This window comes from Paraburkholderia sp. BR14320 (genome assembly GCF_040948665.1).
GTDB lineage: Bacteria > Pseudomonadota > Gammaproteobacteria > Burkholderiales > Burkholderiaceae > Paraburkholderia > Paraburkholderia youngii.
Map to the genome: position 1 here is coordinate 14,232 of NZ_JBFPKG010000058.1, position 13,954 is coordinate 28,185.

Genomic DNA, 13,954 nt, shown 5'->3' on the forward strand with positions numbered 1-13,954 from the left:
GCACGAGCATGACTATTCCCGCCCTATCCCGCCGCCGGGCGCGCTTCGACGCGCTGGCCCGCACCACGCTCGCCACCGGCATCGCGAGCATCACCTGCCTGCTCGGCGCGTGCTCGTTCGGACCGAACGGCGACGCGCCCGCGATGCCGCAGCCCGCGCATTACGGTGCCGAGCCGCTGCCGACGCAAACCGTGCCCGCGCAGGGCATCACGCAGCAGTTCGTGACCGGTGCGCAGCCGGTGCCCGAATGGTGGAAGCTGTACCGCTCGGAGGCGCTGAACGCGCTCGTCGACGAAGGCTTGCGCAATAGTCCGACGCTCGACGCGACCGACCGCAGTCTCGCCGCCGCGCGCGAGCAGTTGCGCGCGCAGGTCGGCAGTTCGCTGCTGCCGACCATCGACGCCGGCGGCCAGGCCACCCGCAATCGCGCGCTCGCGATCCCGGAGATCGGACCGAACACGTTTCTGTATAACGTGTTCGTCGGCCAGTTGCAGGCGCACTATACGTTCGATCTGTTCGGCTCCGCGCGCCTCGCGAACGCGGCGCTCGCCGCGCGCGTGAACGTGCAGGTCTACCAGCTCGAGGCGGCGCGGCGCGCGCTCGCGGCGAACATCGTGACCGCGACGATCACGAGCGCCGCGCTGCACGCGCAGATCGATACGACCGAGCGGCTCGTGGTCCTCGCCAACGATCAGGCGCGCGATACCGAACGGCGCTTCGCGCTCGGCGCGGTCTCGCATGCCGATCTGCTGAGCGCGCAGCAGAGCGCGGCGAGCGTGTCGGCGAGTCTGCCGGCGCTGAAGCAACAGTGGCTCACTACGCGTCACGCGCTCGCGGTGCTGCTCGGCCGCACGCCTGACGCCGCGCCGGACGACATCGATCTCGCGCAGTTGCATTTGCCCGAGCAGGTGCCGGTCGTGGTGCCGTCGGAGCTGCTGCGCACGCGGCCGGACATCGAGGCCGCCGACGCCGCGCTGAAGGCCGCTGCGACCGATGTCGGCGTCGCCACCGCGCAGATGTTCCCGAGTCTGTCGCTGTCGGCATCGATGGGACAAGGCGGGTTTAGCTGGCCGGTCGCGATGTCCGGTGCGGGGGCGATCTGGAGCATCGGCGCGTCGCTGTCGCAGCCGCTGTTCCATGGCGGCGCGCTGCTCGCGCAGCGTCGCGCGGCGCAACACGCGTACGAAGCCAGCGTGTCGCAGTACAAACAGACGGTGCTGGCCGCGTTCCAGAACGTCGCCGATACGCTCGCCTCGCTCGAGCACGACGCGCAGTCGCTCGATGCCGCGAACATCGCCGCGCGTTCGGCACAGGGCGTGTTCAACGAGACGTCGGCGCGCTATCGGCTCGGCTCGCTGCCCGTCGCGGCGACGCGTTCGAGCGAGCAGCAATGGCGCAACGCGCAGCTCGACGAGATCCGCTATACGAGCGCGCGGCTGACTGATACGGCTGCGCTGTTGCAGGCGATGGGCAATCCGCCGCTCGATCAGGGCGGGACGTCGTCCGCGCCGGCGGCGGCGGCTTCCACTGCCGCGTCCGCGTCGGCGTCCGTCGGTACACCGAACCCGACCGCATCCGACTAAACCTGGGATTCCCTATGGAACGCCGCGCACTTATCCCCAGTTCGTGTTGATGAGCCTGTTGAAAACCGTCTGAAAAACGGGCTAACGCATTGAGCGCGCGGAGATTTGCGGATGAGGTGCGAAATCGCACAGCATGTGCGCGTGACGGAGTTTTTCGCCGCGCCAGCGCCTGGGATCCCTCAACGTTATCCCCAGTTTGTGTTGACAGACTTGTTGATAAGCCTGGGGCGGAGTGTCTAAGTGCTTGAGGCGAATCGCTTTGTCCCGCGCGTTACTGGGCGCAGCAATTTCGAAGCAACGACGCCATCTAGCGGACTCACGACCGGAAAATATCGGCCCACGCCGTTATCCACAGAATGTGTTGAAAGACCTGTTGATAAGGCCTGGAGATCGCGCCCAAGTGCTTGAGCGCGCGATGGATTCAGGCAACGATGCATTCGCGCACGCATCGCGCAAAGAACGAAGGATAGGTCAGGAATCCGACCCGAAGGGGTGAAAGCGTGCGCGGCCCGCCGAAGCCGACCGCGTACGCGCCGTCAAAAACATCAAGGCTTGTTCGACTCGAACAGATCCATAATTTGCTTCTTCTCGGTCGTCGACACGCTCGGCGGCGGCACCACCGGCGGCGTCATGCCCGCCGGCCCGACACCGCCCACCGCATCGGTCGCGCCCGCCATCGGATTGCTCGTATCGAGACCGATGCTCGCTACGAAGCCTTGCCCCGGCAACTTGTCACTGAAGAACAGCTCACCGTCCACCACCGTCACGCCGTCGGGTTGCGGCGGCTCGGCCTGCGGCACACCGCGCAGCGCGCGCTGCATGTACTCGACCCAGATCGGCAGCGCGAGCTGCGCGCCGAATTCGCGACTGCCCAGACTCTTCGGCTGGTCGTAGCCCATCCACGCGACCGCCACCAGCGACTGCTGATAGCCGGCGAACCAGCCGTCCTTCGCGTCGTTGGTCGTGCCGGTTTTGCCCTGCAGGTCCGAGCGCCTCAGCACGTTGGTGCCCGCCCCCGTACCCGCGGTCGCGACCGAGTGCAACAGGCTGTTCATGATGTACGCGTTGCGCGGCTCGAGCGTGCGCGGCGCGTCGTGCCCCGCGACGAGCGGCTGCGCGCGCGAGATCGCCACGCCACGCGCGTCGGTCACTTCGTTGATCATATACGGATTGATCCGGTAGCCGCCGTTCGCGAACACCGAGTACGCGCCCGCCGACTGCAGCGGCGTGACGAGGCCCGCGCCGAGTGCCATCGGCAGATATGGTGGGGTCTTGTCGGCGTCGAAGCCGAAGCGCTGCGTGACGAAGTCCTGCGCATACTTGGTGCCGATGAACGACAGGATGCGGATCGACACGAGGTTCTTCGACTTCTGCAGCGCGAGGCGCATCGACATCGGACCGTCAGGCTGGTCGTCGTCCTTCGGCTCCCACGCGTCGCCGCCCGGCGTGCTCGGCGGGAAGTACAGCGGCGCGTCGTTGATGATCGTCGCCGGAGCGAGACCCTTGTTGAGCGCGGCCGAATAGATGAACGGCTTGAAGCTCGAACCCGGCTGGCGCCACGCTTGCGTCACGTGGTTGAACTTGTTCTTGTTGAAGTCGAAGCCGCCGATCAGCGCACGGATCGCGCCGTCCTGCGGCGTCAGCGACACCAGCGCGCCCTCGACCTGCGGAAGCTGCGTGATCTGCCAGTTGCCCTTGTCGTCGGCGACGAGGCGCACGATCGAACCCGGCCTGATGCGCAGCGGCTGGTTCGCGCGCGGGCTCAGCGCGGCAGCGACGAAGCGCAGGCCGTCGCCCGACACCGTCACCTGCGTGCCGTCGACCAGTTGCGCGACCACCTGCTTCGCGTTCGCGGCCGTCACCACGCCGGCGATGATCTCGCCGTTGTCCGGGTGATCGGTCAGCGCGTCGTCGATCGTCTGGTCGCGGTCGTCGCCGGCCTCCGGCAACTGCACGTACCCTTCCGGTCCGCGATAGCCGTGGCGCCGCTCGTAGTCCATCACGCCCTTGCGCACCGCGCGATACGCGGCGTCCTGGTCGGCGGAATCGATCGTCGTCGTGACGTTCAGGCCGCGCGTGTAGGTTTCGTCCTTGTACTGCGCGTACATCATCTGCCGCACCATTTCGGCGACGTACTCGGCATGCACGCTGTACTCGTTGCCCGGATTCTTCGTGTGAATCTCTTCCTTCACGGCCTGGTCGTACTGCTCTCGCGTGATGTAGCGCAGTTCGAGCATGCGTCGCAGGATGTACTCCTGACGGATCTTCGCGCGCTTCGGATTGACGACCGGGTTATAAGCGGACGGCGCCTTCGGCAGGCCCGCGAGCATCGCGGCCTGGGCCAGCGAGATGTCCTTCAGGTCCTTGCCGAAGTACACGCGCGCGGCCGCGGCGAAGCCGTACGCGCGCTCGCCCAGATAGATCTGGTTCATGTACAGCTCGAGGATCTGGTCTTTCGTCAGCGCGCGCTCGATCTTGTACGCGAGCAGCATTTCGTAGACCTTGCGGGTGTAGGTCTTCTCGCTGGAGAGGAAGAAGTTGCGCGCGACCTGCATCGTGATCGTGCTCGCGCCCTGCGATGCGCCGCCATGCGCGAGGTCGGCAAAACCGGCGCGCAGAATACCGAGGAAATCGACGCCGCCGTGTTCGTAGAAGCGGTAGTCCTCGATCGCGAGCACCGCTTTTTTCATCTGGTCGGGGATATCCTGGAAGCGCACGAGGCTGCGGCGCTCCTCGCCGAATTCGCCGATCAGCACGTGATCAGCGGTGTAGACGCGCAGCGGCACTTTCGGGCGATAGTCGGTGAGCGCGTCGAGCGACGGCAACTGCGGCCCCATCACGACGAGCGCATAGCCGACGATCAGCGCGCCGATCACCGCGACGGTCGCGATCAGGCCGAAGAACCACAACACGAGCGACGCCCCGATCGAACGACGGCCGTACTCGGCGTCGCGCGAAGCGGCGTTGCGTCCAGGGGTGCGTTGATGGGAGTCCCGGTCTTCAGCGGCCGGAGAATTCGAGGAATGCGGTCGTTTGATGATTGGCATGACTGGAGTAATGGGCCCGCAACTGCGCGCCTGTCTGCACGCGCGCATGGCGCGCATGGGTCGTGATCGACATCCGGGCCGGGACGTACGCCGCCCTGCGGACCTTGCCCCCGGCCGGCCGCACGGCACGCCTCGGACCATGTCCGGCGCAACGTAACAGCGCATTTTAAAGAAATCGGCAGCGGTCCAACGCAGTTTTTTTGTAAGAATTCCCTTCGACGGCCGCCTTTTCCTAGTAGGGCTCTGTAATTTCGCGCAGTGCGGATTGCAGCGTGCGTGCGAAGCGCGGTTTATGCGGGGTTATCAACATTTTCTGTTGAAAGGGCTGTGGACAAACCGGCCGCAATCACTACAACTCATTGATGTCACGGGATTTTCGCATCACGCTTATTCCGTGGCGGCGCAACTCGTCATATGATGAACCCCGCGCACGTCTTTCGATGCGCGCGACGGGGACCCAGCGGCGGGTTCCAACGGCAGCTCCGTTGACGGGTTCCGACACCGTATCCGGGGGCACGCGCCGACCCGCCCATGCCAACAAGACTGCGAGTCGATCATGTCCAAGCCCAGCGAGCGCATCGTCGTATTCGTCACGACTGCGCAAAAACGTGCGATCACCGCTACTGCGGAGGAACTGGGCATCAGCGTAAGCGAACTGATGCGGCGCGCGGTGCTGAGCTTCGGCGCGACCAGCGAGCAGGTCAAGGCCGCGAGCATCGTCGACCGGCTGCGTGCGCCGCGCGCGCCCGATGCGCTGAACGCGGCGCTGCAACGCGTCGCGCGCGGTACCCGCTATGCGCGCGCCGCGCTGCCGGCATCGCTACAAGCGCCTGACAAAGATGCGGCAGGCGCGGCTACCGGTGCCGCCAATACCGTGAACCCGGCCGCGGTGCCGCAAGCCGGTCGCCCCACCGTCGCAGCCGACGCTGCCGATTCCCCCGCCCCGCTGCTTCCCGCAGGTGTTGCCGCCGCGCTCGCCGCCGAGCAGGACGAACAGGCCGCGGCCACCGCCGAAGCGGTCGCGCGCCTGACCGCGGCACGAGCCGCCGACAACGCCGAAAACACCGAGACGGACGCGATCGAACAAGCCGCGTCGCAACGGCTGTCCAGCACCTCGGCGCGTCTGCGCAACTCTCTGAAGCGCCGCCCCAACGAGCCCGCCCCCGACGACGACGAACCGCACAGCGACCCGAGCGCCGAAGGCGGCCGCTTCGCGTGACCGAAAGCGTGACGGAAAATTACCGCGCATCGAGCCGCGAGCACTGCATCCGGGCGGACAGGCGGGGTACGTAACGAGTCCACGTTGCATATCGTTACATCAGTGACACCCGTATGAACCGCTGCTCGATAATGCCCGCACACACGGGCAAACAGTGGCTTTCCAGCATCGTTCCAGCGTCCCAAAGGCCGCATCGTTTCAAGCCATCTTTAAGACAGCCGATGGTGTAATATCCGCCGTCAAGTCCATGCCCGTCGCGGCTTTCCATCGTCCAGGCAAGCCTCGACCCGGCATTGCGCCCCAACAAAAACGGAGCGCGCTATTGCAATTGGCAAGTGCGCCCCGAACTCCGGTCCGAACGTTGCGCAGCATCGCGCGCGGCGGCGTAAAGTAGCAGTAGTTCAAAGCAGTCAGGGGCGCACGCATCGTCGGCGCCGCTCACATTCTCTGGAGGTTTTCATGTCGCTTTTTGACAGCATTTCGCGCACGCTCAAGGGTCTTCTGAACGATGCGGCCGACTCGGTGCAGGATCCGTCGCGTGACTCGCGCCAGATCGTGCGCGAACTCGACGACAGCATCGGCAAGGCCGAGAACTCGCTGATCGAGATTCAGGCGCAGGTCGCCACCCAGCAAAGCAAGCGCGATGTTGCCGCGGACAAGGCGAAGAAGTATGAAGACGGTGCTCGCCGTGCACTGCAATCCGGCGACGAAGCGCTCGCGCGTGAAGCGCTCGGCGCGCAGGCCACCGCCGAAGCCGAACGCGATGCACTGACGAAAGAACTGACCTCGCTGGAGCCGTCGGTCGCGCAACTGAAGAGCCAGATCGACGACATGCGCACGCGCCGCAACGACCTGAATGCGCGCTCGAACATCCTGCAAGCCAAGCAGCAGATCGCGCAGGCGAAAGATACCGCGGCCACGGCACTCGGCGGCATCGGCGGCAAGAACCTGTCCGAAGATTTCCAGAAGCTCGAAGATAAAGTCGCGCTGTCGAACGCGCGTTCGGATGCACGTCTGAACTCCGCCGACGAGAAAAGCGGCAAGGCGCTCGACGACAAGCTCGCGGATCTGAACCGCGGCCCGTCCATCGACGACCGGCTCGAAGCGCTGAAGAAGCAGCTCAATACGCCGGCGCAGTAAATGCTGGATGCGTGTACCGGCTCCACGGCAACTACGCACAGCAGGTACGCGCGGCAATGACCGCAGAAGTAGCAGTAGATGCCGGTGCGCTCGCTCCTGAACGCACCGGCATATCGGCCGCCGCAGGCAGCCACCGCAATCGACTGATGGAGACGGGCGCGCTCCGCCCGGTCCGCAAATGAAAAAACTTTTCGCAACCGCTTTCGCTTCGCTGCTGCTCGTGTCGGCCGCGGCGTTCGCGGTGCCGACCGCTCAGCAAATCGAATCGGCGATGGCGCAGGGCAACTGGCAGCAGGCCGACGCCGGCCTCACCGAAGTGTTGCAAGCGCATCCGAACAACGCACACGCGCACTATCTGTACGCCCAGGTGCTCGATCGCGAAGGCCGTTCGGCCGAGGCGCTCGCGCAACTCCAACAGGCGAAGACGCTCGATCCGCAGATCCGCTTCACCGACCCGAGCCGCTTCGCGCAAACCGAAGCGCGCCTGCGCCGCGACGCAGAACGCGCGGGCAACAACGTCACCCGTCACGCCGCCAATCCGTTCGCGCAGCAGAATGCGCCTGCCGTGCAGCAACAGTCGGCGATGATGTCGCAAGCGCAACTACGGCATGGTCCGGGGGTGGGTATGTGGATCGGTATCGTTGTTCTGATCGTCGTGATCGCGTTCGTGCTGCGCTGGACCTTGCGCCGCGCGCGCAGCCAGGAAGACACCCGCGCCGACGATGACCGCCGCGCGCAATTGAAGCGCGCAACCGACATGCTGAACACCGTGCGCTCGATCAAGCTCGACGTGAAGCTGTCCACCGCGCCGGGTCACGAGCTGCTCGAGAAAGACGTCGAAGCGACCGAAGAGCAGTTGCGCGGCACCGTCGAAACGCTGTCGAACGGCAAGAATCCGCTGCCGCCTTATGCACTCGACGAGTTCGAGCAGCGCATCGCGAGCCTGCGTGCGCGCGCCGACGGCAGGCCCGATCCGACCGCCGCGTCGGTGGGCACCGGCCAGCAATCGGCGTATGCGCAGGAGGCCGAACGCTTCGGCAATCCGCAGCCGCCTTATCCGCAACAGGGTCCGGTTCAGCAGCAGCCGCAGGTCATCGTGCAGCAAGGCGGTGGCATGGGTGGCGGCATGGGCGGTCTGCTGACCGGCGTGCTGCTTGGCGAGGCGCTCAGTCATGGGCGTGACCGCGTGATCGAGCGCGACGTGATCGTCGACCCCGACGAACTGCGCCGGCGCGGCAACGACGGCGCAAACGGCGGCGGCCTCGACTTCGGCCAGGGTTCGAACGACTGGAACGATGACGGCAGCGGCGGCGGCGTCGACATGGGCAGCAACGACGATTCCGGCGGTTGGACCGATACCTGATCGAATCCAATCGATCCGCGTCGAATGAAACACAGGCTCCTTCGCGGAGCCTGTTTTTTTGCCTGCCGGTTTTGCGTACCGCTTTCGTTTATTTCAGGCCCGCGCCGATTCGGCCTGGCTACCCTCGTGCTGCGCGAGCACGACCGCCCCCGCGAACAGCCGCACGATGAAACGCTCGGCGTAATCGATCAATGCGTCGCGGCGCGCGTCGTTCGCGTCGATGTATTCAGCGGATAGATGAAACAGTTGCAGCACGATCTGCGTGCAGACCTCGTCGACGGTCTCCCGCGCGAGTTGCGGCATCAGTTGGAGCTGCACGACGTCGTCCGCCATTTCCGCCGACACCTCGTGCAGGTTCGCGCGCACCGCTTCGCGCAAAGCCGGCGACATGCCGTGATATTCGGCCAGCGCGCTCAGGAACGCCTCGCGGTTCGCCAGCGCGAATGCGAAAAACGCGACGCATGCGCGCCGTGGCACGCTGTGCGGTTCGTCGTGCGCGGCGAGCCAGCGCTCGCGCCGCAGCATCGGCCGAAGCCGACGGCTCACGGCGGCGACGGCTTCGCGCGCGAGTTCGTCGAGCGCGCTGAAATGACGGTAGAACGTGTTCGGATTGAGCCCCGCCTCGCGCGCGAGCTCGCGCAAGCCGAGGCTCGCGAAACTGCGGCCGCCGGCGGTCAACCGCAGCGCGGCTTCGATCAGCTTGCGCTTGCCGGGCGGCAACTCCGGACCGGCGACGGACGATGCTTCGGGGACAGTGCTCATCGTGCGTTCAATCATCGCGCGATATACGCGTTTAATAGCTGCACTCTAAACGATCTTGACGCGATGTGTACGCTTGTCTACCCTGCGCGATAAGCCATGTATAGACAGGTGTAGACGCGCGTTTCGGCCCCGGCCGTCCGCGCCGCGCGAGCCCGCCGCGCCGTAGCCGCTGTCGCTTCACCCCCGCTTTCGCCCGTGCCGGAGACCGTCGTGACGCCTGCCCCCTCCCCTTCATCCACCGCGCCGCGCATTGCGATCGTCGGCAGTGGCTTTGCCGGCATCGGCATGGCGATCCGTCTGCAGCAGATGGGCATCACGTCGTTTACCGTCTACGAGGCGGCGAGCAGCATCGGCGGCACGTGGCGCGACAATACCTACCCCGGCGCGGCCTGCGACGTCCCCTCCCATCTGTATTCGTTTTCATTCGAGGCGAACCCGGCGTGGTCGCGCTCGTTCAGCAGCCAGGCCGAAATTCTCGCGTATCTGCAGCACTGCGCGCGCAAGTACGGCGTCGATCGCTATGTGCGTTGCAATGCGAGAGTGAGCGCCGCGCGCTTCGACGAAGCGCGGCAGATCTGGCTCGTCGAACTCGACACGAACGGCGCGCGCGAAATCATCGAGGCCGACGTGCTGATCGCCGCGAACGGTCCGCTGTCGCGTCCCGCGCTGCCGCGCATCGCCGGCATCGAACGTTTCGAAGGCAAGCTGTTTCATTCGGCGCGCTGGGATCACGCGTATGCGCTCGACGGCAAACGCGTCGCGGTAATCGGCACCGGTGCGAGCGCGATCCAGTTCGTGCCGAAAATCCAGCCGCGCGTCGCGCATCTGGACCTGTTCCAGCGCACCGCGCCGTGGGTGATGCCGAAGCGCGACAAGCCGATCGGCCCGCGCGCGCAATGGCTGTTCCGTACGCTGCCGTTCACGCAGCGCTTCGTTCGCAGCGCGATCTATTGGCAGCTCGAATCGCGTGGGATCGCGTTCGTCGTCAATCCGAAGCTGATGGAGATGCCGATGAAGTTCGGCCTCAGCTATCTGGAGCGACGCGTCAAGGACCCGGCGCTGCGCGCGAAGCTCACGCCGAACTACCGGCTCGGCTGCAAGCGCGTGCTGCTGTCGAGCGACTATTACCCGGCCGTGTGCCAGCCGAACGTCGATGTCGTGACGAGTGGCATTCGCGAGATCGTCGCGGATGGCATCGTGACCGAGGACGGCGTGCACCACCACGCGGACGCGATCATCTGCGGCACCGGCTTCCAGGTCAACGACGTGCCCGCACCGTTCGAAGTGACCGGTCTCGACGGCACCGACCTCAGCACGCTATGGCTACGCGATGGCCCCGAGGCCTATCTCGGCACGAGCATCGCGAACTTCCCGAACTTCTTCATGATCGTCGGCCCGAACACGGGGCTCGGCCATAACTCGATGATCTACATGATCGAGTCGCAACTGCGCTACATCGGCGATTGCCTGCGTGTGCTGCGCAAACGGAATGCGCGCACGATGACCTTGCGCGCCGACGTGCAGCGCGATTTCAATGCGCGTTTGCAGCAGGAGATGCGGCACGCGGTATGGACGAGCGGCTGCCATAGCTGGTATCAGACGCAGAGCGGCAAGGTCACCGCGATCTGGCCCGGCTTCACGTTCAGCTTTCGCAAGCGTACGCGGCGCGTGCGGCCGCAGGATTACCGCTTCGCGCGTTGAATCGGCACCGCGCGGAGGCAGGCGCAGTCACTGCCCTCCGCCGCCGCTCAGCAACCGCAACAGCTCCCATAGAAACTTCACGATGATCACGATCAGTTCCCACAGCCGATAAAGCGGCTGCCAGTCCAGCACGCGCAGAAGGGAGTCGATTATCGCCATCGTCAGAAGAAGTGAAGGCGCTCAACGCGTCGCGCAACCTCAAACCGCCATCACGGCCCGCTTGCGCTCCGCGCGCTGCATGAAGAAGTTCGCCGCGACGACGCCGACCGTGACGACTGCGATGAACAGCGTCGCGAGCGCATTCATCTCCGGGTTCAGGCCGAGGCGCACGCGCGAGAACACGACGAGCGGCAAGGTCGTCGAGCCGGGACCCGACAGGAACGCGGACAGCACGAGGTCGTCGATCGACAGCGTAAACGACAGCAGCCAGCCCGACACCAGCGCCTGTGAAATCAGCGGCAGCGTGACGGAGAAGAACACGCGCAACGGGGTCGCGCCGAGGTCGAGCGCGGCTTCCTCGAGCGACGGATGCAGCTCCCGCACGCGCGACTGCACGATGATCGCGACGTACGAAATACACAGCATCACGTGACCGATCCAGATCGTGAAGATGCCGCGTTCAGCCGGCCAGCCGATCCAGCGCGCCATTTCAATGAACAGCAGCAGCAGCGAGATGCCCTGAATCACCTCGGGGATCACCAGCGGCGCGTTGATCATGCCCGTGTACAGCGTGAAGCCGCGAAAGCGCCCCATGCGCGCGAGCACGAAACCGGCCCACGTACCGATGATCACCGACGCGAACGCCGTCAGCAAGCCGATCCGCAGCGACAGCCACGCCGACGCAATGAGCTCGTCGTCCCGCAGCAGCGCCGCGTACCAGCGCGTCGAAAAGCGCGTCCACACCGTGACCAGTTGCGATTCGTTGAACGAATACACGACGAGGCTGACGATCGGGATATACAGAAACAGAAAGCCGATGCCGAGAGCAATCAGCTGCAGCATGCGATTCGGTTTCATTGGCGGCCCTCCTCCAATGCCTTCGCCTGCGCATGCTGGAACAGCGCCATCGGCACCAGCAGCAGCAACACCATCGCGCAGGTGACAGCGGACGCCATCGGCCAGTCGGCGTTGTCGAAGAACTCGTTCCACATCACGCGGCCGATCATCAGCGTGTTCGCGCCGCCGAGCAGTTCCGGAATCACGTACTCGCCGACCGCGGGAATGAACACCAGCAGACAGCCGGCGACGATGCCGTTCTTCGACAGCGGCAGCGTGATCTGCCAGAACGCCTTCCACGGCTTCGCGCCGAGGTCGTACGCGGCTTCGAGCAGGGTGAGGTCCATTTTCACGAGGTGAGCGTAAAGCGGCATCACGAGAAACGGCAGGTACGAATAGACCATGCCGATATAGACCGCCGTGTTCGTGTGATACAGCTCGATCGGCGAATGGATCAGCCCGATCGACATGAGGAAGTTATTCAGCAGCCCGTTGTTCTTCAGAATGCCGATCCAGGCGTATACGCGGATCAGGAACGAAGTCCAGAACGGCAGCATCACGGCCATCATCAGCAGATTGCGGGTGGCTGCATTGGAGCGCGCGATGTAGTACGCCATCGGATAGCCGATCAGCAGACACAGCAAGGTCGAAATCGCCGCAACCACGACCGAATTCACATAGGTTGCGAAGTACAGGCTGTCGGTCAGCAGAAACGCGTAGTGCGATAGATCGAGCGTGATGTGCAGCGCGCCTTCCGCGAAGGTGACGAGCTGCGTGTACGGCGGAATGCCGAGCTGCGAATCGGCGAAGCTGATCTTCACGACCAGCAGGAACGGCACGAGGAAAAACAGCAGGAGCCAGATGAACGGCCCCGCCACCACCGCGCTGCGTCCCGTGAGCTTCAGACGACGCACCGGCCACGCGAAAAACGAGCGAAGCGCTTCTTTCATGACGTCAGCACCACGCCGGCCGATGCGCTCCAGCGCACGTAGACTTCGTCGCCCCAGGACGGCGGATCGATTTCGGTGAGCGCGAGGCTCGTCACGTTCGCGATCACGGTCTTGCCGCCCTCGAGCTTCACGTGATACAGCGAATAGCCGCCCATGTACGCGATATTCGTGACGACGCCCTTGCCCCAGTTGTACGCACCCTCGGGCGGCTTGCGCGTGAGCGCGATGCGTTCGGGCCGCACCGAGATCGTCACCGGCATGCCGAGCGGACCGGTGATGCCGTGATTGACGTGCAAACGGCAAGTCAGATCCGGCGTTTCGATGAACACGTGATCGGGTTCGTCCTCGACCGTGCGGCCTTCGAACAGATTGGTCGAGCCGATGAATTCCGCCGAGAAACGGCTGTTCGGATACTCGTAGACTTCATGCGGCGTGCCGAGCTGCACGATCTGGCCTTCGCTCATCACGGCGAGGCGGTTGGCCATCGTCATCGCTTCTTCCTGATCGTGCGTGACCATCATGCAGGTGACGCCGACCTGGTCGAGAATGTTGACGAGCTCGATCTGCGTGCGCTGGCGGATCTGCTTGTCGAGCGCCGACATCGGCTCGTCGAGCAGCAGCAGCTTCGGCCGCTTGACGAGCGAGCGCGCGAGCGCCACGCGCTGCTGCTGCCCGCCCGACAGCTGGTGCGGCTTGCGCTTCGCGAAGCGGCCCATTTGCACGAGTTCGAGCGCGTTGTGCACGCGGTCTTTCAGCTCGGCCTTCGGCACGCCCTCCTGCTTCAGGCCGAACGCGACGTTCGCCTCGACCGTCATGTGCGGAAACAGCGCGTACGACTGGAACATCATGTTGACCGGCCGGCGATACGGCGGCAGTTGCGCGAGGTCTTCGCCATCGATCAGGATCTTGCCCGACGTCACGGTTTCGAGCCCGGCCATCATGCGCAGCAAGGTCGACTTGCCGCAGCCCGAACTGCCGAGCAGCGCGAACAGCTCGCCCTTCTTTACCGTCAGGTTGACCCCTTTGACCGCGACGGTCTCGCCGAACTTCTTCACGACGTCGACGATCTGGATGAACTGCTCCGCTGCGTCTCCCGTAACGGCGCTCGGGCCCGTCGACGGCACGGCCGTCCCGGCCAGCGCGCCCGGCTGGTCACTACTCATCATAATGCTGCTTCACTCCGGCGTTTGACG

Annotated in this window: 11 protein-coding genes; 5 read left to right on the plus strand and 6 right to left on the minus strand. The window is 65.0% G+C overall.

Annotated elements, in window-relative coordinates; translation table 11 throughout:
* Nucleotides 1–8 precede the first annotated feature (8 nt).
* Nucleotides 9–1,583 carry an efflux transporter outer membrane subunit gene (locus AB3X89_RS33470; protein WP_368587079.1) on the plus strand — a complete coding sequence of 525 codons (1,575 nt, stop codon included), beginning with the start codon at nucleotides 9–11 and terminating at the stop codon, nucleotides 1,581–1,583.
* A 545-nt stretch (nucleotides 1,584–2,128) separates the two neighbouring features.
* Here the strand turns inward: AB3X89_RS33470 and AB3X89_RS33475 are convergent.
* Complete coding sequence (locus tag AB3X89_RS33475) at nucleotides 2,129–4,630, minus strand: penicillin-binding protein 1A (RefSeq protein WP_368587080.1); 2,502 nt, start codon at nucleotides 4,628–4,630, stop codon at nucleotides 2,129–2,131.
* Between the two features lie 556 nt (nucleotides 4,631–5,186).
* On the opposite strand from AB3X89_RS33475, the gene AB3X89_RS33480 reads away from it, so the two are divergent.
* The 3 genes from AB3X89_RS33480 to AB3X89_RS33490 all read left to right on the plus strand — a co-directional run bounded on the left by AB3X89_RS33480 (nucleotide 5,187) and on the right by AB3X89_RS33490 (nucleotide 8,352).
* Entirely contained in the window at nucleotides 5,187–5,849 is a 663-nt protein-coding gene (locus tag AB3X89_RS33480) for a hypothetical protein (protein WP_368587081.1), read from the plus strand.
* Between the two features lie 459 nt (nucleotides 5,850–6,308).
* Nucleotides 6,309–6,989 carry a PspA/IM30 family protein gene (locus AB3X89_RS33485; protein ID WP_368587082.1) on the plus strand — a complete coding sequence of 227 codons (681 nt, stop codon included), beginning with the start codon at nucleotides 6,309–6,311 and terminating at the stop codon, nucleotides 6,987–6,989.
* Nucleotides 6,990–7,167: 178 nt separating this feature from the next.
* Nucleotides 7,168–8,352, plus strand: coding sequence for a tetratricopeptide repeat protein (locus tag AB3X89_RS33490; protein ID WP_368587083.1), 1,185 nt, complete (start codon nucleotides 7,168–7,170; stop codon nucleotides 8,350–8,352).
* A 93-nt stretch (nucleotides 8,353–8,445) separates the two neighbouring features.
* Here the strand turns inward: AB3X89_RS33490 and AB3X89_RS33495 are convergent, their stop codons facing one another.
* On the minus strand, nucleotides 8,446–9,114 hold the full coding sequence (locus AB3X89_RS33495; RefSeq protein WP_368587084.1) for a TetR family transcriptional regulator: 669 nt from the start codon (nucleotides 9,112–9,114) through the stop codon (nucleotides 8,446–8,448).
* 210 nt (nucleotides 9,115–9,324) lie between these two features.
* On the opposite strand from AB3X89_RS33495, the gene AB3X89_RS33500 reads away from it, so the two are divergent.
* The gene (locus AB3X89_RS33500) at nucleotides 9,325–10,815 is read left to right on the plus strand and encodes a flavin-containing monooxygenase (RefSeq protein WP_368587085.1); all 1,491 of its coding nucleotides are present in this window, start codon (nucleotides 9,325–9,327) and stop codon (nucleotides 10,813–10,815) included.
* A 27-nt stretch (nucleotides 10,816–10,842) separates the two neighbouring features.
* On the opposite strand, the gene AB3X89_RS33505 is transcribed toward AB3X89_RS33500, so the two are convergent.
* From AB3X89_RS33505 to AB3X89_RS33520, 4 genes are read right to left on the minus strand one after another with little or no spacing between them, the layout of a single operon-like run.
* Entirely contained in the window at nucleotides 10,843–10,974 is a 132-nt protein-coding gene (locus tag AB3X89_RS33505) for a hypothetical protein (RefSeq protein WP_368587104.1), read from the minus strand.
* A 39-nt stretch (nucleotides 10,975–11,013) separates the two neighbouring features.
* Nucleotides 11,014–11,832: an ABC transporter permease subunit gene (locus AB3X89_RS33510; RefSeq protein WP_368587086.1), complete on the minus strand. Its 819-nt coding sequence runs from the start codon at nucleotides 11,830–11,832 to the stop codon at nucleotides 11,014–11,016.
* The gene (locus tag AB3X89_RS33515) at nucleotides 11,829–12,761 is read right to left on the minus strand and encodes an ABC transporter permease subunit (protein WP_368587087.1); all 933 of its coding nucleotides are present in this window, start codon (nucleotides 12,759–12,761) and stop codon (nucleotides 11,829–11,831) included. The genes AB3X89_RS33510 and AB3X89_RS33515 overlap by 4 nt, the downstream gene beginning before the upstream one ends.
* Nucleotides 12,758–13,924: an ABC transporter ATP-binding protein gene (locus AB3X89_RS33520; protein WP_368587088.1), complete on the minus strand. Its 1,167-nt coding sequence runs from the start codon at nucleotides 13,922–13,924 to the stop codon at nucleotides 12,758–12,760. The genes AB3X89_RS33515 and AB3X89_RS33520 overlap by 4 nt, the downstream gene beginning before the upstream one ends.
* Between the last annotated feature and the right edge of the window lie 30 nt (nucleotides 13,925–13,954).